Below are 17654 nucleotides of genomic sequence, written 5' to 3' on the forward strand. Positions count from 1 at the left end.
CACTCATCGGAAGAAGTCCATGCAGAAACTCAAGGATCGCGTCGCCATCATCACCGGCGGTGCGCAAGGGATAGGTGCCGCCTACGCACGTGCGATGGCGGCCGAAGGTGCGCGCGTCGCCATCGCCGACATCCTGGACGGCACGGCGGTGGCCAAGGAAATCGAAGCCGATGGGGGCCGTGCGATGGCGGTCCAGGTGAACGTCGCCGACGAAGCGTCGGTCCTGGCGATGGCCGAGGCGGTCAACGAACATTTCGGCCGCATCGACATCCTGGTCAACAACGCGGCGGTGTATGCCTCGTTGCAGTTGAAGCCGTTTTCCGAGATCGACGTGGCCGAGTGGGACAAGGTGATGGCGGTGAACGTCCGCGGGCCCTTCGTCTGCGCCAAGGCCGTGGTGCCGTTCATGCGCAGGAGAGGCTACGGACGCATCATCAACATTTCGTCCGGCACACCGTTCAAGGGCACGCCGAACCTGCTGCACTACGTGACCTCCAAGGGCGCCATCCTGGCGCTGACCCGGGCACTGGCACGCGAAGTCGGCGGCGACGGCATCTGCGTCAACACGCTGGCGCCCGGCCTGGTGCTCAGCGAAGGGGTGATCCAGAACACCGACATGCGCGAGAAGCTGACCGGCCCCGTGCTCGCCAGCCGCGCCATCAAGCGCGACCAGACCCCGGAAGACCTGATCGAGCCACTGCTGTTCCTCGCCTCCGACGCCTGCGCCTTCATGACGGGCGAGACGCTGGTGGTGGACGGCGGCTCGGTCATGCATTGACGGCCGCCGGCGCTGGCCTGAATCGCAGTTGCCGCAGTGCGGCCCCATCGGAGAGAGAACAGACATGATCCCCATCGCGCAATCCTGGATCGGCGGCCAATGGACGCCGGTCGCCAGCCGGGCCGCCGCCGACAGCATCGACCCCTCCACCGGCCTGGTGCTCGGCCAGTTCGCCGACGCCGACATCGGCCTCGCAGAGGCCGCCATAGTCTCCGCTCGCCGCGCCTTCGAGCACAGCGACTGGGCCCATGCGCCGCGCCTGCGTGCGGCCGTCATGCTGGAGTTCGCCAACCGCGTCGAGCGCCGCGCCGATGAACTGGCGCTGCTGCTGGCCCAGGAAACCGGCAAGCTGCTGAAGCCGGCGCAAGCCGAGCTGGCCGGTACCGTGTCGGAGATCCGGTTCTATGCGGGCCTGGCACGCACCATCTTCGGCCGCACCACCGAGGTCGAGCCGGGCGCCCTGTCCGTGCTCAGCCGCCAAGCGGCCGGCGTGGCCGGCATCATCGTGCCCTGGAATGCTGCAGCGATCCTGCTGGTGCGCTCGCTGGCGCCGGCGATGGCTGCCGGATGCACGAGCGTGATCAAGATGGCGCCGCAGTCGGCACTGTTCCAGACCGAACTGCTGCGCTGCCTGATCGAGGTGCCGAACCTCCCGGCGGGCGTGGTCAATTTCTACAGCTGCACCGGCAGCGAGCCGAGCGAGGCACTGGTGGCCTCCAGCGACGTCGATGTGATCAGCTTCACCGGCAGCGTGCGGGTGGGCCAGCGCATCATGGCGAGCGCCGCGCCGACGCTCAAGCGCCTCAATCTGGAACTCGGCGGCAAGGCGCCCGCCATCGTGTTCGCGGATGCGGACCCGAAGGCCATCGCCGCGCAGCTGGCGGCCGCCGCCACGATTGCCGCGGGCCAGCAGTGCACCGCGCTCGACCGGGTGCTCGCGCACGAAAGCCTTATCGCGCCGCTGCGGGAGGCGCTTGCGGTGCAGTTCCGCAGCATCGCGGTGGGGCCGGCCACCGACGCCGCAAGCCAGATGGGGCCGCAGATCGACATCGCCAATCGCGACCGCATCGCGCGCCTGGTCGAGGACGCGCAGCAGCATGGGGAAGTGATCGTGCGGGGCGAGGTGCTGGACGGCCGTCTCGCGCGCGGGGCCTTCATCCGCCCCAGCCTGATCCAGGTCAGCGCCCTCGATTCACCCTTCGTGCAGGAGGAGTTCTTTGGCCCGGTGCTCAACCTCGAAAGCTTCCGTGAAGAGAGCGAAGCCGTCGCCCGCGCCAACGCTACCCGCTATGGGCTGTCGGCGAGCGTGTGGACGCATGACGGCGCGCGTGCGCGCCGGGTGGCGCGTGCCTTGCGCAGCGGGACGGTGTGGATCAACACCCACAACAAGCTGCTGCCCGAGGCGGAAACCGGCGGCTTCGGCGCCAGCGGCTACGGCCGCCTGCACGGGGCCGAAGCGATGCTGGAATTCCTCGAGACCAAGCATGTGTATGAAGACATCGGACGCGTGAAGCCGGGCACGGCACCGACGTGAAGCCGGATCGGCAACTCCGGGTGGACGTGTGACCTCCACCACTTCCGCCGATGTTGCGAAACCTGTGCGCCCGCGCACATCGCCCGGGACGGGCACCTCCTAGATTTCGTTCCGTGGACGCCGTGTCCACTGTTCAACGAAAGGAAACATCATGAACCGCCTTCTGCTCGCCTGCCTTGCGATCGCCGGCGCCGCCGCCGCCAACGTGTCCTTCGCCGGAAACCATGGCGAAGACTGGGATCCGCTGCCGCCCTTCCAGGGCAGCCGCACCCGCGTCGACGTCATCGCCGAGATGCAGCAATCCCGCGCCACGATGGCCGCCTCCCATGGCGAGGACAGCGGCTCGGCCTACCTGATGGCAACCGCCACGCCCGGCACCGCCAGCCGTGGCGACGTGGTCGCCGAGTACCTGAGATCGCGTGACGACGTGGCCGCCATGAACGGCGAGGACAGCGGCTCCGCGCTCATCGCGTCAGTGCGTGCGCGGCAGGCCGAGCGCGTGCAGCTCGCGAGCGACACGACCAGTGCGCAATGAAGGGCGCGCCAGCGCCAGGGAGGGTGGTGTGGTGCCGGTTGTCCGAATCGAACGGACGACCTTCCGCTTACAAGGCGGGTGCTCTACCAACTGAGCTAAACCGGCAAAGGGGGACCGCGTTGCATGTTATTACGCGCGATCCGGAAGAGGAAACTACTTGACGCGCTTCAAGGCGGGCCTTGGGCCGCTCGGCGGCTTGGGCGGCTCGTGGTCCGGCTTGCCCGGGCCGTCCCCTTCCGGCGTCACCAGCTGCACCACCTTGCCGTCCGGCTCGGCGGGGGCCGCGGGAACGCTGGACAGCGGGGAAGGCTTGGCCGCCTCGTCCGCGGCCGTGCCCGTGCCCGTCACCGGTACGGGAAACGCCATGCCCTGCCCGTTCTCGCGGGCATAGATGGCGATCACGCGGCTCACCGGCACCATGATCTCGCGCGCGGAGCCGGCGAAGCGGGCCTTGAACTCGATGAAGTCGTTGCCCAGCTTCAGCGAGCTCGTGGCGTCGTAGCTGATGTTGAGCACGATCTCGCCGTTCTTCACGTACTCGCGTGGCACATGCACGGACTCGTCCACCAGCACCGCCACGTACGGCGTGAAGCCGTTGTCGGTGCACCATTCGTACAGCGCCCGGATCAGGTACGGGCGGGTCGACGTGGATTCGATGGCGTTCATCGGCGGCTACTGCTCGAAGCCAGTGCGCTTACTTGCGCATGACCTTTTCGGACGGGGTGAGCGCCTCGATGTAGGCCGGACGCGAGAAGATGCGCTCGGCGTACTTGAGCAGCGGCGCGGCGTTCTTCGACAGCTCGATGCCGTAGTAGTCCAGGCGCCAGAGCAGCGGCGCGATGGCCACGTCCAGCATCGAGAAATTCTCGCCCAGCATGTACTTGTTCTTCAGGAACACGGGCGCGAGCTGCGTCAGGCGGTCGCGGATGTGCGAGCGCGCCTTTTCGAGCGCCTTTTCGTTGGACTTCGCGGCGCGCGACTCCAGCGTGGACACGTGCACGAACAGTTCCTTCTCGAAATTGAGCAGGAACAGGCGCACGCGCGCGCGGTCGACCGGGTCCCCGGGCATCAGCTGCGGGTGCGGGAAGCGCTCGTCGATGTACTCGTTGATGATGTTCGACTCGTACAGGATCAGGTCGCGCTCCACCAGGATCGGAACCTGCCCATACGGGTTCATCACGTTGATGTCTTCCGGCTTGTTGTACAGGTCGACGTCACGGATTTCGAAATCCATGCCTTTTTCGAACAGTACGAAGCGGCAGCGATGGGAGAAGGGACACGTCGTTCCCGAGTACAGCACCATCATCTTAAATTCCCCTAGAAACCAAAAAGAGTGGGTGCGCGATGCAGCCCACTCTACACAAGGACGCAGGCCCCGCGCCAGCGGGACCGCGTGTCGTTACTTCACATTCTTCCAGAAGGCGGCGTTCAGGCGCCAGACGATGACCGTCAGCACGCCCAGGAACAGCAGCACCCACACGCCGATGCGCACGCGGTGGTTCTGGGCCGGCTCGGCCATCCATTGCAGGTAACCCACCAGGTCGCCCACCGCCTGGTCGTACTGCAGCGGCGTCATCGCGCCGGGGCTCAGCTGCTTCCAGCCACGGAAGACCTTCGTCTCGTGGCCGTGCTCCTGGACCTTGTCGAACACCGGCTCGCGCTCGCCTTGCAGCTCCCACAGCACGTGCGGCATGCCCACGTTGGGGAACACCAGGTTGTTCCAGCCGGTGGGCTTTTCGGCGTCACGGTAGAACGTGCGCATGTACGTGTAGAGGTAGTCCGCGCCCGTGCCGCCGTGGCCGGAACGCGAGCGGGCGATCAGCGTCAGGTCGGGCGGCACGCCACCGAACCATTCCTTGGCCTGCTTCGGGTCCATCGGCGCCTTCATGACGTCGCCGACCTTGTCGGACACCGTCAGGAGGTTGTCCTTGATCTGCTGCTCGGAAATGCCGATCTCCTGCAGCCGGTTGAAGCGCATGTACGCCGCCGAATGGCAGTTGAGGCAGTAGTTGACGAACAGCTTGGCGCCATGCTGCAGCGCCGGCAGGTCGTTGGTGCGGCTGGGAGCCTTGTCCCAGTGCACCTCTTCGCCGCCCGCGGCATGGGCGCCCACGGCCGCGCCGAGCGCCAGCATCACGGAGAGGATCAGTTTTTTCATGTCTTGCTTGGCTCCGGCTCAGTGCGCGAAGGTGATGCGGTCGGGCACCGGCTTGAAGGCGCCGAGCCTGCTCCACCACGGCATCAGCACGAAGAAGCCGAAGTAGAAGAGTGTGCCGGCCTGGGCCACGAGCGTCTTGATGTCGGAGGGCGGCTGGATGCCGAGGTATCCGAGGACGACGAAGTCCACCACGAAGATGCCATACAGCCACTTGTGCCAGCCCGGCCGGTAGCGGATGGAGCGCACCGGGCTGTGGTCCAGCCAGGGCAGGAAGAACAGGATGATGACCGCGCCGCCCATGATGACCACGCCCCAGAACTTGGCGTCGAAGGTCTTGAGCAGCAGGATCACCACCGCCGCGGCGACCACGGCGACGATCTTGGCGATGAAGGACAGGCGGCCCTTCCAGAGGGCCAGCAGGGCGCCCAGCGCGACGATCACGCAGAACACGTCGACCATGACGTCGGTGGTCGCGCGCAGCATCGAGTAGAACGGCGTGAAGTACCAGACCGGCGCGATGTGCGCGGGCGTCTTCAGCGGGTCGGCCGGGATGAAGTTGTTGTACTCCAGGAAGTAGCCGCCCAGCTCCGGCGCGAAGAAGATGATCGCGCTGAACACCATCAGGAAGACGGCGACGCCGACCATGTCGTGCACGGTATAGAAGGGGTGGAACGGGATGCCGTCGACCGGGTGGCCGGCGGCGTCCTTCGGCTGGCCGGCCGCCTTGATGTCGATGCCGTCCGGGTTGTTCGAACCGACGTCGTGCAGCGACAGCAGGTGCGCCGCGACCAGGCCGATCAGCACCAGCGGGATGGCGATCACGTGGAAGCTGAAGAAGCGGTTCAAGGTGGCGTCGGACACCACGTAGTCGCCGCGGATCAGCAGCGCCAGGTCAGGGCCCACGAAAGGCACGGCGGCGAACAGGTTGACGATCACCTGGGCGCCCCAGTAGGACATCTGGCCCCACGGCAGCAGGTAGCCGAAGAAGGCTTCGGCCATCAGCATCAGGAAGATCGTGCAGCCGAAGATCCAGACCAGCTCGCGCGGCTTGCGGTAGCTGCCGTAGATCATGGCCTTGAACATGTGCAGGTACACCACCACGAAGAACGCCGAGGCGCCGGTGGAGTGCATGTAGCGGATCAGCCAGCCCCACGGCACGTCCCGCATGATGTATTCGACCGAGGCGAAGGCGAGGTTCGCGTCCGGCTTGTAGTGCATCACCAGGAAGATGCCGGTGACGATCTGGATCACCAGCACCAGCAGCGCCAGCGAGCCGAAGAAGTACCAGAAGTTGAAGTTCTTCGGAGCGTAGTACTCCGACATGTGGACCTTGTACGCGTCGTACGCGGTCGGGAACCGGTTGTGCAGCCAGTTGTCGAGCTTGGCGACCGCGCCGGCGTTGGGGGAGATTTCCTTGAATTCAGCCATGACGCTCAAGCCTTCTTGTCTTCACCGATCACCAGGCGGGTGTCCGACAGGTACATGTGCGGCGGCACTTCCAGGTTGTCGGGGGCGGGCTTGTTCTTGTAGACGCGGCCGGCCAGGTCGAAGGTCGAGCCGTGGCACGGGCACAGGAAACCGCCCTGCCAGTCGTCCGGCAGCGACGGCTGCGGACCGGCGGCGAGCTTGTCGGTGGGCGAGCAGCCCAGGTGCGAGCAGATGCCCACGGCGACGAAGATCTCCGGCTTGATCGAGCGAAGCTCGTTCTTCGCGTAGTCGGGCGTCGGGTAGGCGGTGCGCGCCGACTTCGGGTCGGCCAGCTGCGAGTCCAGCTTGGGGAGCGCGGCGACCTGTTCGGGCGTGCGCTTCATGATCCAGACGGGCTTGCCGCGCCATTCGACGGTCATCTTCTCGCCGGGGCGCAGGGCCGAGATGTCCACTTCCACCGCGGCGCCGGCGGCCTTGGCGCGTTCGGAGGGCTGGAAGCTGCTGACGAAAGGAACGGCAGTGAAACCTGCGCCCACCGCGCCGGCACAACCTGACGCGATCAGCCACGTCCGTTTGCTGGCGTCCACCGTGGAGTTGCTCATGTGGTCCTCGAGGATCTCTTCGCTGTTTAGGGTCAACCCGCGATTGTAGCGGAGCGATACAGGCGATTTCCAGCCCGGGGCGGCGCGCGCGGCATACTCCGCTGCTGACACAACAGGAGACCGGCATGAAACTGCTGCACGAATTCCGCGAGTTCGCGGTCAAGGGCAACGTGGTCGACCTCGCGGTCGGCGTGATCATCGGCGCGGCTTTCGCGAAGATCGTGGACTCGCTGGTCGGCGACGTGATCATGCCCTTCGTCGGGGCGGTCTTCGGCAAGCTGGATTTCTCCAGCTACTTCATCACCCTGGGGCCGGTGCCGGCGGGAACCGCGATGACGCTGGACGCGCTGAAGAAGGCGGGCGTGCCGGTGTTCGCCTGGGGCAACTTCGTCACCGTCGCGGTCAACTTCCTGATCCTGGCCTTCATCATCTTCCTGATGGTCAGGCAGATCAACCGGCTGCGGCGCAAGCATGCGCTCGAAGTGGCGGCGACGCCGGAAGAGGTGGTGCTGCTGCGGGAGATCCGCGACAGCTTGCGGCGCCCGTAGGGGGTGTCGGGGTGCGGCTGCGCGCGCAACCCGACCTACGAATCCGGGCCCCGTAGGGCGGGTTGACCGCAGGTCACCCCGCCAATCGGCGCGCCATGCGCAACGCCTCCGCGAGGCTGGAGGCGTCCGCCCTGCCGGTTCCCGCGATATCGAAGGCCGTGCCGTGGTCCGGGCTGCTGCGCACCAGCGGCAGCCCCAGCGTCACGTTGACGCCCTTTTCCACCCCGAGGTACTTCACCGGGATGAGGCCCTGGTCGTGGTACATGGCCACCACCACGTCGAACTCGCCGCGCCGCGCCCGCATGAACACCGTGTCCGGCGCGAAGGGGCCCTGCGCGTCGATGCCGCCGGCCTGCGCCGCCCGCACAGCGGGAACGATGGTGTCGATCTCTTCACGCCCGAACAGGCCACCCTCCCCCGCGTGCGGGTTGAGGCCGGCCACCGCGATGCGGGGCCGGCGGCCAAGCGTCGAGGCCAGGGCCGCATCGGCGATGCGCAAGGTCTCCAGCACGTTGTCGTGCGTCACCGCGTCGAGCGCGTCGCGCAGTGCCATATGGATGCTCACCAGCACCGTGCGCAGTTCGTCGTTCGCCAGCATCATGCGCACCGGCATTTGCGCCAGCGGCACGCCGGCGTGCGCCGCGGCCTCGGCCTGCAACAGCTCCGTGTGGCCGGGAAAAGGCAGGCCGGCCGCCGCCAGCGCCTCCTTGTGCAGCGGCGCGGTCACGAGCGCGGCCACTTCCCCGCGCAACGCCGCGCGCGCCGCCCAGAGCACGGCGTCGGCGGCCAGCCGCCCCGCCTGCGCGCTCACCACGCCCAGGGCAGGAGGCAGGGCCGCTGCCGCGCCCGCCTGCAGCACCGCGATGCAACCAGGCGGCACGCCGGCGGCGTCCGCCGCGCTTTCGATGCTGGCCATCGCCAGCGGCGGCAGCGACCCCGCCACCGCAGCGGCGCCGCGCCGCATGCACTGCAGGTCGCCGGCCACGAAGCAGCCCTGCGTCAGCGCCGGCTCCATCGCGAACAGCCTGGCGATGATCTCGGGACCGATCCCCGCCGGATCGCCCATCGTGATGGCGATCGGCTTCATCATGCCGGGTTGTCCACGTCGACGAACGCGTGCTCCAGCCCGAGCTCCCTGGCCACGTGCCCGGCCACCGCGGGGGCGCCGTAGCGCTCGGTCGCGTGGTGGCCGCATGCCAGGTAGGTCACGCCGCATTCGCGCGCGTAGTGGGCTTGCGGCTCCGAGATCTCGCCGGTGATGAAAGCCTGCGCGCCGGCGGCGATCGCGGCTTCGAAGTAGGACTGGGCACCGCCGGTGCACCAGCCGATGCGGCGGATGGGCCCGGCGTGTCCCGGCACGCACGTCACCTCGCGACCGAGCGCGGCCCGCACATGCGTGGCCAGGACATCGCTGTCGGCGAAGCCGGCGCCATCCACTCGCTCGCCCAGGAAGCCCAGGTCCTGCTCACCGAAGCGGGCGGTGGCGCGCAGCGCCAGCTGCCGTGCGAGCTGCGCGTTGTTGCCCAGCTCCGGGTGCGCATCCAGCGGCAGATGGTAGGCATACAGGTTGATGTCGTGTGCCAGCAGCAGCGCCAGCCGCTGCTTCATCCATCCCGTGACGCAGCCGTCCTGCCCGCGCCAGAACAGACCGTGGTGCACGAAGATCGCATCGGCCTTGCGTGCCACCGCCGCCTCGATCAAAGCGCGGCTGGCCGTCACGCCCGACACGATCCGGCGCACCTCGTCGCGCCCCTCCACCTGCAGGCCGTTGGGACCGTAGTCCTTGAAGCGCTCCGGCGCGAGCAGCGCGTCGAAGGCGCGGAGGAGGTCTTGTCGATGCGTCATGGCAAATAGGGCACAGGTTCAGGCGTGATTCTGCTACGCGCCGAGCGGCGGCCCGGGCCGGAACATTCCGGGGCTGCAGAGGAGCCGGAATGAACACGCTGACGACGATGGTGTGGAGCATGTCGCTGGGAGCGATCGCCGCCGTGGCGGTGACGCGGCTGGCCGACTATGCGGCGCGGCCCAATGCGACGCAACTGCGCGCCGTCGGCTATCACCTGGGCGTGTTCCTGCTGGTGCTGGTGGAAAGCGGCATGTTGCAGCAGGCGGCGCATCCGGACCCGGCGCTGCTGCACGTGGCGCAGGTGCTGGCAGGGCCGGCCTGCGTGGGCGTGTCCACCTTGTGGATCCAGGGCTGGCTCGGCGTCGCCCGGCGGGACTGGTTGATGTGCGTGGTCTTGCGCGCAGCGGCGCTCGGCCTGCCGGCCCTCGGCGCCGCGGCCCTGACGTTGCCGCATGAATTGCAGCTTCCGGCCGGCGCCGCCATCGCCCTGGCCGGCAGCGCGCTGACGTCGTGGGTGGCGTTCCGCGCCTGGATCCTGGGCGACCGCCTGGCCCTCTGGATGGCCGCCGGCTGCCTGCTCACGCTGCCCGCGATCGCCGGCCTGTACGCGGTCGCCATGCGGCTGGGTCCCCTGGGCTGGCAGGCGCAGGCCGCTGTCGCGCTGGCGGCCGCGCTGTGCAACGGCCTGACCGGCGCGGTGCTGTGGCAGCGGGAACGCCACGAGTGGCGCACCCGCGAAACCGGCAGCGCGCCGGCGCTCGACCCCGTGACCAAGGTGCACAGCAGTGCGGCCCTGGTGCAGCGGATGGTCGCCTCCCAGAAGCGGCGGCTGCGCACCCGTCGCCCCGGCGCGCTGCTCGCCGTCACGGTGTTCGAGCCGGAGCGCATCGCCACGCTCGCGGGACCTGCTGCGGTCAACGAGGTGTGGATGACGCTGGCAGCGCGGCTGCAGCGCCAGGTCGGCGTGGTCAATCCCGTCGGGCGCTATTGGGACCGCTGCTTCGTGGCGCTGGTGGAGTCGATTGCCTCCGAGGGCGCATTGCGCACGCTGGGTCTGCGGGTCGCCTGCGCCCTGCGCCAACCGGTGGAGGTGAGCGGCCGCAATGGCGAGCCCCTGCGCGTGCGGGTGGAGCTGGGCGTCGGCGTGGTGCAGCTGCGGCCCGGCCATGGCGAACCGGAGGATGTGCTCGACACCGCGCAGCGGCTGGCCCAGGCAGCCCGCGGCATGGCATCCCGCGCCGCGATCACGGACCCACTCACTGGCGAGTCCACGGCGGTGGAGCAGGCGCGCATCGAAACCCGCAAGCGGCGGCCGTTCGTGCGCGTCGCGCGTCCCCTCCCGGCAGTGCATCGAGCGGCGCGATAGCCCTGCCGGAACCCGCGGCGGAATACACTGTGGGTTTCCCCCCAAGCAACAAGATGCGACGCTATTGGCTGGTCTTCTCCCAGGCTGTCACCGTGCTGTTGGCAGCCTATTTCGTGGTCATCACGATGAAACCGGAATGGCTGAGCAGCCGTCCGGTCACCACCGCCACGTCCAGCGGCATTCCCCTGAACGAAGCGCCCAAGGCCGTCGGCGCGCCGCCCCCGGTGGGCAGCTTCCGCTTGGCCGCGCAGAAGGCGTCGCAGGCGGTGGTGAGCATCAACACCAGCAAGGCCGGCGACCGCCCCACCGCCAACGACCCCTGGTTCCGCTTTTTCTTCGGCGAGCAGGGCTCCATGCCGCAAAGCGGCCTGGGCAGCGGCGTGATCATCAGCCCCGACGGCTTCATCCTGACCAACAACCACGTGGTCGAGGGCGCCACGGAAATCGAGGTGGCGCTGAACGACAGTCGCAAGACGCGCGCCAAGGTGATCGGGACCGACCCTGAAACCGACCTGGCCATCCTGAAGATCAACCTGGACCGGTTGCCGGTGATCACGCTGGGCAATTCGGACGCGCTGCAGGTCGGCGACCAGGTGCTGGCCATCGGCAACCCCTTCGGCGTGGGCCAGACAGTCACCAGCGGCATCGTCAGCGCGCTCGGGCGCAACCAGCTGGGGATCAACACCTTCGAGAACTTCATCCAGACCGACGCGGCCATCAACCCCGGCAACTCCGGCGGTGCGCTGGTGGACGTCAACGGCAACCTGATGGGCATCAACACGGCCATCTATTCGCGCTCGGGCGGCAGCATGGGCATCGGCTTCGCCATCCCCGTCTCCACCGCCAAGCTGGTGCTGGACGGCATCGTGAAGGACGGCGTCGTCACGCGGGGCTGGATCGGCGTGGAGCCGGCCGACCTGTCGCCCGAACTGATGGAGACCTTCGGCGTGAAGGCGCGCAAGGGCGTGCTGATCACGGGCGTGCTGCAGAACGGCCCGGCCGCGCAGGCCGGCGTGAAGCCGGGCGACGTGGTGGTGCAGGTGGGCGGCAAGGACGTCGCCAACGTTTCGGAACTGCTGTCCACCGTCGCCTCGCTCAAGCCTGGTACCGCCACGCCGTTCAAGCTGCAGCGGCGCGAGGACAACGTGGACGTCACCGTCACGCCGGGCAAGCGGCCCAAGCCCAGGGCGCCGCAGGCGGTGCCGCAGCAGCGTTGAGGTGATGGCGGGGTCGCTGGCGCGAACCCGCCCTACGCTTTCGGCGTGGCTTTCGTAGGGCGGGTTCGCGCCAGCGACCCCGCCGCGTTCAAGGCTTCGCCGCTTCCTCGGCCGAATCTTCCGGCGCCTTGGTGTGCTTGATGAAGAAGCCCGCGGAGAGGATGCCCACTTCGTAGAGGATCACCATCGGCACCGCCAGCGCGAGCTGCGACACCACGTCGGGCGGCGTGATGATGGCGGCGATGATGAACGCCAGCACGATGAAGTAGCCGCGGAATTCCTTGAGCTTCTCGATCGGCACGATGCCCATGCGGGCCAGCACCACCACGACGATCGGCACCTCGAAGGCGCAGCCGAACGCCAGGAACATGGTGAGCACGAAACTCAGGTAGGCCTCGATGTCGGGCGCCGCCGTGATGCTCTTGGGCGCGAAGCCCTGGATGAACCTGAACACCTGCCCGAACACGAAGAAGTAGCAGAACGCCACCCCCACGAAGAACAGCAGCGTGCTGGACACCACCAGCGGCAGCACGAGCTTCTTCTCGTGCGAATACAGACCGGGCGCCACGAACGACCACACCTGCCAGAGCACCACCGGCAGCGCGATCAGGAACGACGCCATCAGCAGGATCTTCAGCGGCACGATGAAAGGCGAGATCACCGAGGTGGCGATGAGGGTCGCCCCCTTGGGCAGCGTGGCCACCAGCGGCGCCGCCATGATGTCGTACAGGGCCGCCGGACCCGGGTAGACGGCCAGGACGGCGGCGACCACGGCGACGGCGATGATGGCCTTGATCAGCCGGTCGCGCAGCTCGACGAGGTGCGCCACGAAGGGCTGTTCGGTGCCGGCCAGTTCGTCTTCCTGGTCGTGGGGGGATGTGGACATAGGGGAACGGCCGGCGCTGCCGGGCCCGCTTTCAGTTGAACTTCTGCGGGCGGTACTTTGCCACACGGGCGGCGCCGGACAGCGCGCGCGTGCGCACGCCGTTGCGGGCCTTGTACCAATGCGGCATGGCGCCCTGCTTCAGGCGCCACTTCTTCCGGGGATGCTTGTACTCGGGAAACGAGGGCGGCTCCTGCAGCGCGCCCTGCGCGGTGGTCGTGGACTCCTGCCAGGTCTTTTCGAAGTCGGAGGCCGCGGTGCTGACCGACGACTCGACGTCGCGGGCCGCGCTTTCCACGGTGTCCTTCATCTTCCTCAGCTCGTCCAGGTCCATCGAGCGGTTGACCTCCGCCTTGACGTCGGCCACGTAGCGCTGCGCCTTGCCCAGCAGCGTGCCGACCGTGCGGGCCACGCGCGGCAGTTTCTCCGGACCGATGACGATGAGGGCGACGACGCCGATGAGCGCCATCTTGGACAGGCCGAGGTCAAGCACGGATCAGTGCCCGGTCACGACTTGTTGCGCGCTTCGACGTCGATGGTCGTCTTGTCGGAGGCCGAGGGGCCTTGCGCCGCCGTCACCTGGCTGGCGGGCGGGACCGGCGTTTCCGGCGTCGAGCCGTCCTTCATGCCGTCCTTGAAGCCCTTGACGGCGCCGCCCAGGTCGGTGCCCATGTTCTTCAGCTTCTTCGTACCGAAGACGAGCACGACGATCAACAACACGATCAGCCAGTGCCAAATGGAAAAGGAACCCATGAATCTCTCCTGTTACTGCTCGGATTCTAGTCGGCAGGGGAAGTTCGTCCCGTGCGCGGAATTGCTCAGCCCTTCAGCCAGGGGCGCGGGCCGCCGATGACGTGGAAATGCAGGTGGCGCACTTCCTGGCCGCCGTCGGCGCCGGTGTTGGTGACCAGCCGGAAGCCGCCATCGGGATAGGGCCTGCAACCTTCCTGCTGCGCCAGTTTCGGCACCAGCGCCATCATCCTGCCCAGCAGGGGCGCATGGCTCTCGTCCACGTGCGCCATGGAGATCAGGTGCTGCTTCGGGATGAGCAGGAAGTGGATGGGCGCCCAGGGGTTGATGTCATGGAAGGCGAAGACGTCGTCGTCCTCGTAAACCTTGCGCGAGGGGATCTCGCCCTTCGCGATCTTGCAGAAGATGCAGTTCGGGTCGCTGTGGCTCATGAGATGACGTTTCCATCGGGGAGCCGATTGTCGTTGAAGCGCAACCAGCCGCGCAGGCAGCGGTACAGGTACCACAGGCCGACGATGCACCAGGCGATCGCACCGGGCAGGAACAGCAGGAACCACAGCGGCGCGCTCAGCGCCAGCCACAGCGCCGTCCACCACACCGTGCGGATCATGTAATTGTGATGGGCGACGTAGAGCGCGTCGCTCTCGTCCGCGCGCTTGACGTAGTGGATCACGAGCGCGACGACCGACAGCGTCCAGAAAGTGAACGGCGACACCGTGTGCATGCCGTACAGGACGTGCATGAGCGTGCGGTCGGCCTGCGTCTTGGGCTCGAACACCCCATAGTTGGTTTCAGCCATCACTCGCCCTTTCGTGGTTAGTCGCCCCGGCCCTCGCGCTCGCGTGCCTTGCGCAAGGCCTTTTCCTCCAACCCTCCGAGACCTTCGCGGCGCTGCAGCTCCGCGACGACGTCCGCCGGCTTCAGTCCGTAGTGCGCCAGCGCGATCATGCAATGAAACCACAGGTCGGCGACCTCGCCCACCAGCCTGGACTTGTCGCCGCCGTTGTCGATGTCCTTGGCCGCCATCACGGTCTCGGTCGCTTCCTCGCCGATCTTCTTGAGGAACGCGTCCGGCCCCTTGTGCAACAGGCGGGCGACGTAGCTCTGCTCCGGGTCGCCGCCGTTGGCAGGCTTGCGGCTCTCGATCACTTCGGCCAGGCGGGCCAGCGGGTCGGCAGCGGTCATGGGGCTTTGTAGATGGTGGACGGATCCTTCAGGACAGGTTCGACCACCTGCCAGGCGCCGTCGCGGTAAAGATGGAAGAAGCAGCTGTGCCTGCCGGTGTGGCAGGCGATCGACGGGTCGTGCCCGAGCTGGGTGACCTTGAGCAGCAGCACGTCGCTGTCGCAGTCCATGCGGATCTCGTGCACCTGCTGCACGTGGCCGGATTCCTCGCCCTTGAACCACAGCTTGGCGCGCGAGCGGCTGAAATACACGGCACGGCCGGTCTCGGCGGTCTTGCGCAGCGCCTCGCGGTCCATCCAGGCGAACATCAGCACGTCGCCGGTGGAAGCTTCCTGCGCGATCACGGGGATGAGGCCCTGCGGGTCCCATTTGACTTCGTCGAGCCAGTCCATCCGGGTATTGTCGTTCATCGACCGATGGAATTCGGGAGCGGACTACCGGACGCAGAAGACGCAGAAACTACGCAGAAGACGCAGAAAAATCCAAGAAAGGTCTTGGATGTCCTTTTGCGTCTTCTGCGCAACTTCTGCGCCTTCTGCGTCCGGTTGTTGGGTTTAGAGGCGAACCGGGATCCCGCGCTCCGCCATGCGCCGCTTGGCCTGGCCGACGGTGTACTCGCCGTAGTGGAAGATGCTCGCCGCCAGCACCGCATCCGCGCCGCCTTGCTGGATGCCGTCGGCCAGGTGATCCAGGGTGCCGACGCCGCCGGAGGCGATCACGGGCACCGGGACGGCGTCGCTGACCGCGCGGGTGAGCTCCAGGTCGAAGCCGGACTTGGTGCCGTCGCGGTCCATGCTGGTCAGCAGGATCTCGCCGGCGCCGCGGCGCGCCATGTCGGCCGCCCACGCCACCGCGTCCAGTCCCGTGTTGCGCCGCCCGCCATGGCTGTAGACGTCCCAGCCCGGCCCGCGCGTGGCGGCGTCCTCGGCGCTGCGCTTCTTGGCATCGATCGCGACGACGATGCACTGCGCCCCGTACCTGGCGGACGCGGCGGTGATCACGTCCGGGTTGGCGATGGCGGCGGAATTGAAGCTGGTCTTGTCCGCGCCTGCGTTCAGCAGCCGGCGCACGTCTTCCACGGTTCGCACGCCGCCGCCGACGGTCAGCGGGATGAACACCTGCGAGGCGACCGCCTCGATGATGTGCAGGATCAGGCCGCGCTCGTCGCTGGTGGCCGTGATGTCGAGGAACGTCAGTTCGTCGGCGCCCTGCTCGTTGTAGCGGGCGGCGATCTCCACCGGGTCCCCGGCGTCGCGCAGTTCCACGAAGTTGACGCCCTTGACGACCCGGCCGCCCGTGACGTCCAGGCAAGGGATGATGCGCTTGGCGAGCAAGGAAGCCTCAGGGGGCCAGTTCGTCGGCGCGCGCCTGCGCCTTGGCGAAGTCGAGGTCGCCCGAATAGATCGCGCGGCCACAGATCACGCCCTCGATGCCCTCGTCCTCCACCGCGCACAGCTTCTCGATGTCGGCGATGGAGCCCAGGCCCCCGGAGGCGATGACCGGGATGCTGAGGGACTGCGCCAGCTTGACCGTGGCTTCGATGTTGATGCCGGTCAGCATGCCGTCGCGGCCGATGTCGGTGTAGACGATCGACTCGACGCCCCAGTCCTCGAACTTGCGCGCCAGGTCCACCACCTCGTGGCCGGTCAGCTTGCTCCAGCCATCCGTGGCGACCTTGCCGTCCTTGGCGTCGAGCCCCACGATGATGTGGCCGCCGAAGGCCGTGCACGCATCCTTCAGGAAGCCCGGGTTCTTGACCGCGGCGGTGCCGATGATCACGTAGCGCAGCCCGCCGTCGATGTACTTCTCGATGGTGTCCAGGTCGCGGATGCCGCCCCCGAGCTGCACCGGGATGTCGTCCCCCACCGCCTTCAGGATCGAGCGGATCGCCGAGAAGTTCTGCGGCTTGCCGGCGAAGGCGCCGTTCAAGTCCACCAGGTGCAGGCGGCGCGCGCCGCGTTCCAGCCACGTGCGGGCCATCGCCGCCGGGTCCTCGCTGAACGTGGTGGACTGGGCCATGTCGCCCTGCTTCAGGCGTACGCAGTGGCCGTCTTTCAGGTCGATCGCGGGAATCAGCAGCATGGGCGGGTTGGAAAAAAGCGGCTGGGGCGCGGGCGCGCCGGGACGTTCAGGGAGTCCAGTGCAGGAAGTTGCGGTAGAGGGTGAGCCCCTGGTCGGCGCTTTTCTCGGGATGGAACTGGGTCGCAAAAATATTATCGCGGGCTACGGCACAGGTAAAGCGTGCGCCGTAATCGGATTCCCCGACGCTGTGGCGCAAGTCCGACGGCCTGGCGTAAAAACTGTGGACGAAATAGAAGAAGCTGTCCTCCGGCACGCCGGCCCACAGGGGGTGCGGATGGGCCTGCCGCACCCGGTTCCAGCCCATTTGGGGCACCTTGAAACGGCTGCCATCGGGCTGGACTTGGCCTTCCAGTTGAAAACGAACGACCTCACCGTGGATCAGTCCGAGGCCGTCGGTCGGGCCTTCTTCGCTGCGATCCAGCAGCATCTGCATGCCCACGCAGACGCCGAACAGCGGCTTGGAAGCGGCGGCCTCCAGGACCGGCTCCAGCAGGCCGGACTCCCGCAGTTCCCGCATGCAGTCGGGCATGGCGCCCTGCCCCGGCAGCACCACGCGTTCCGCGGCGCGCACTTCTTCGGGGCGCGAGGTGACGATCGCCTCGACGCCGCTGCCGCGCGCCACGTGTTGGACCGCCTGCGACACCGAGCGCAGGTTGCCCATCCCGTAGTCGACCACCGCCACAGTCCTCAAGGAAAACACCTCCGCGCTACGCGCTGCGGTGTGCCCGCCCCTTCGGGCGGC

Annotated in this window: 23 protein-coding genes and 1 tRNA gene; 6 read left to right on the plus strand and 18 right to left on the minus strand. The window is 67.6% G+C overall.

Annotated features, from left to right (window positions below; all coding sequences use genetic code 11):
* Positions 1–19 precede the first annotated feature (19 nt).
* The 3 genes from WG902_RS15570 to WG902_RS15580 all read left to right on the plus strand — a co-directional run bounded on the left by WG902_RS15570 (position 20) and on the right by WG902_RS15580 (position 2847).
* Positions 20–778: an SDR family NAD(P)-dependent oxidoreductase gene (locus tag WG902_RS15570; protein WP_340061051.1), complete on the plus strand. Its 759-nt coding sequence runs from the start codon at positions 20–22 to the stop codon at positions 776–778.
* 64 nt (positions 779–842) lie between these two features.
* Positions 843–2312, plus strand: coding sequence for an aldehyde dehydrogenase family protein (locus WG902_RS15575; protein ID WP_340061052.1), 1470 nt, complete (start codon positions 843–845; stop codon positions 2310–2312).
* Positions 2313–2463: 151 nt separating this feature from the next.
* The gene (locus WG902_RS15580; protein ID WP_340061053.1) at positions 2464–2847 is read left to right on the plus strand and encodes a hypothetical protein; all 384 of its coding nucleotides are present in this window, start codon (positions 2464–2466) and stop codon (positions 2845–2847) included.
* A gap of 29 nt (positions 2848–2876) precedes the next feature.
* On the opposite strand, the gene WG902_RS15585 is transcribed toward WG902_RS15580, so the two are convergent.
* The 6 genes from WG902_RS15585 to petA all read right to left on the minus strand — a co-directional run bounded on the left by WG902_RS15585 (position 2877) and on the right by petA (position 7035).
* Positions 2877–2952, minus strand: a tRNA-Thr gene (locus tag WG902_RS15585).
* Positions 2953–3000: 48 nt separating this feature from the next.
* Entirely contained in the window at positions 3001–3513 is a 513-nt protein-coding gene (locus tag WG902_RS15590) for a ClpXP protease specificity-enhancing factor (protein WP_340061054.1), read from the minus strand.
* A gap of 28 nt (positions 3514–3541) precedes the next feature.
* Positions 3542–4153 carry a glutathione S-transferase N-terminal domain-containing protein gene (locus WG902_RS15595; RefSeq protein ID WP_061500777.1) on the minus strand — a complete coding sequence of 204 codons (612 nt, stop codon included), beginning with the start codon at positions 4151–4153 and terminating at the stop codon, positions 3542–3544.
* Positions 4154–4246: 93 nt separating this feature from the next.
* Positions 4247–5005, minus strand: a complete 759-nt coding sequence (locus WG902_RS15600; protein ID WP_340061055.1) for a cytochrome c1 — start codon at positions 5003–5005, stop codon at positions 4247–4249.
* A gap of 18 nt (positions 5006–5023) precedes the next feature.
* Positions 5024–6433, minus strand: a complete 1410-nt coding sequence (locus WG902_RS15605) for a cytochrome b (protein ID WP_340061056.1) — start codon at positions 6431–6433, stop codon at positions 5024–5026.
* Between the two features lie 5 nt (positions 6434–6438).
* Entirely contained in the window at positions 6439–7035 is a 597-nt protein-coding gene (gene petA, locus WG902_RS15610; protein ID WP_340061292.1) for a ubiquinol-cytochrome c reductase iron-sulfur subunit, read from the minus strand.
* Between the two features lie 125 nt (positions 7036–7160).
* Here petA and mscL point away from each other — a divergent pair, with 125 nt between their 5' ends.
* The gene (mscL, locus tag WG902_RS15615; protein WP_340061057.1) at positions 7161–7583 is read left to right on the plus strand and encodes a large conductance mechanosensitive channel protein MscL; all 423 of its coding nucleotides are present in this window, start codon (positions 7161–7163) and stop codon (positions 7581–7583) included.
* Between the two features lie 73 nt (positions 7584–7656).
* On the opposite strand, the gene pdxA is transcribed toward mscL, so the two are convergent.
* Together pdxA and WG902_RS15625 are read right to left on the minus strand one after the other, a co-directional pair.
* Positions 7657–8673 (minus strand): 4-hydroxythreonine-4-phosphate dehydrogenase PdxA, encoded by a 1017-nt coding sequence (gene pdxA / locus WG902_RS15620; RefSeq protein ID WP_340061058.1) that lies wholly within the window; start codon positions 8671–8673, stop codon positions 7657–7659.
* A complete protein-coding gene (locus WG902_RS15625) occupies positions 8670–9428 on the minus strand; it encodes a Nif3-like dinuclear metal center hexameric protein (RefSeq protein WP_340061059.1) in 759 nt (252 codons plus the stop codon). Before WG902_RS15625 ends, pdxA begins: the two co-directional genes overlap by 4 nt.
* A gap of 89 nt (positions 9429–9517) precedes the next feature.
* Between WG902_RS15625 and WG902_RS15630 the strand changes: the two genes are divergently transcribed.
* Entirely contained in the window at positions 9518–10795 is a 1278-nt protein-coding gene (locus WG902_RS15630; RefSeq protein WP_340061060.1) for a 7TM diverse intracellular signaling domain-containing protein, read from the plus strand.
* 53 nt (positions 10796–10848) lie between these two features.
* Entirely contained in the window at positions 10849–12012 is a 1164-nt protein-coding gene (locus WG902_RS15635) for a S1C family serine protease (protein ID WP_340061061.1), read from the plus strand.
* An 88-nt stretch (positions 12013–12100) separates the two neighbouring features.
* Here WG902_RS15635 and tatC read toward each other — a convergent pair whose 3' ends face one another.
* The 10 genes from tatC to hisH form a co-directional block, all read right to left on the minus strand.
* On the minus strand, positions 12101–12898 hold the full coding sequence (gene tatC, locus WG902_RS15640) for a twin-arginine translocase subunit TatC (RefSeq protein WP_340061062.1): 798 nt from the start codon (positions 12896–12898) through the stop codon (positions 12101–12103).
* Between the two features lie 31 nt (positions 12899–12929).
* Positions 12930–13388 carry a Sec-independent protein translocase protein TatB gene (gene tatB, locus WG902_RS15645; protein WP_340061063.1) on the minus strand — a complete coding sequence of 153 codons (459 nt, stop codon included), beginning with the start codon at positions 13386–13388 and terminating at the stop codon, positions 12930–12932.
* A 14-nt stretch (positions 13389–13402) separates the two neighbouring features.
* On the minus strand, positions 13403–13648 hold the full coding sequence (tatA, locus tag WG902_RS15650) for a Sec-independent protein translocase subunit TatA (RefSeq protein ID WP_340061064.1): 246 nt from the start codon (positions 13646–13648) through the stop codon (positions 13403–13405).
* Between the two features lie 65 nt (positions 13649–13713).
* Positions 13714–14076 carry a histidine triad nucleotide-binding protein gene (locus tag WG902_RS15655; protein ID WP_340061065.1) on the minus strand — a complete coding sequence of 121 codons (363 nt, stop codon included), beginning with the start codon at positions 14074–14076 and terminating at the stop codon, positions 13714–13716.
* Positions 14073–14444 (minus strand): DUF4870 family protein, encoded by a 372-nt coding sequence (locus WG902_RS15660; protein WP_340061066.1) that lies wholly within the window; start codon positions 14442–14444, stop codon positions 14073–14075. The genes WG902_RS15655 and WG902_RS15660 overlap by 4 nt, the downstream gene beginning before the upstream one ends.
* Before the next feature lie 17 nt (positions 14445–14461).
* Complete coding sequence (locus WG902_RS15665; protein ID WP_340061067.1) at positions 14462–14830, minus strand: phosphoribosyl-ATP diphosphatase; 369 nt, start codon at positions 14828–14830, stop codon at positions 14462–14464.
* Complete coding sequence (hisI, locus tag WG902_RS15670; RefSeq protein ID WP_340061293.1) at positions 14827–15222, minus strand: phosphoribosyl-AMP cyclohydrolase; 396 nt, start codon at positions 15220–15222, stop codon at positions 14827–14829. The genes WG902_RS15665 and hisI overlap by 4 nt, the downstream gene beginning before the upstream one ends.
* Before the next feature lie 162 nt (positions 15223–15384).
* Complete coding sequence (gene hisF / locus WG902_RS15675) at positions 15385–16164, minus strand: imidazole glycerol phosphate synthase subunit HisF (RefSeq protein WP_340061068.1); 780 nt, start codon at positions 16162–16164, stop codon at positions 15385–15387.
* Positions 16165–16171: 7 nt separating this feature from the next.
* Positions 16172–16912: a 1-(5-phosphoribosyl)-5-[(5-phosphoribosylamino)methylideneamino]imidazole-4-carboxamide isomerase gene (hisA, locus tag WG902_RS15680; protein WP_340061069.1), complete on the minus strand. Its 741-nt coding sequence runs from the start codon at positions 16910–16912 to the stop codon at positions 16172–16174.
* A gap of 46 nt (positions 16913–16958) precedes the next feature.
* Complete coding sequence (hisH, locus tag WG902_RS15685; protein ID WP_340061070.1) at positions 16959–17612, minus strand: imidazole glycerol phosphate synthase subunit HisH; 654 nt, start codon at positions 17610–17612, stop codon at positions 16959–16961.
* Between the last annotated feature and the right edge of the window lie 42 nt (positions 17613–17654).

Origin of the sequence: Ramlibacter sp. PS3R-8, from assembly GCF_037572435.1 — a bacterium.
Taxonomy (GTDB): Bacteria; Pseudomonadota; Gammaproteobacteria; order Burkholderiales; family Burkholderiaceae_C; genus Ramlibacter.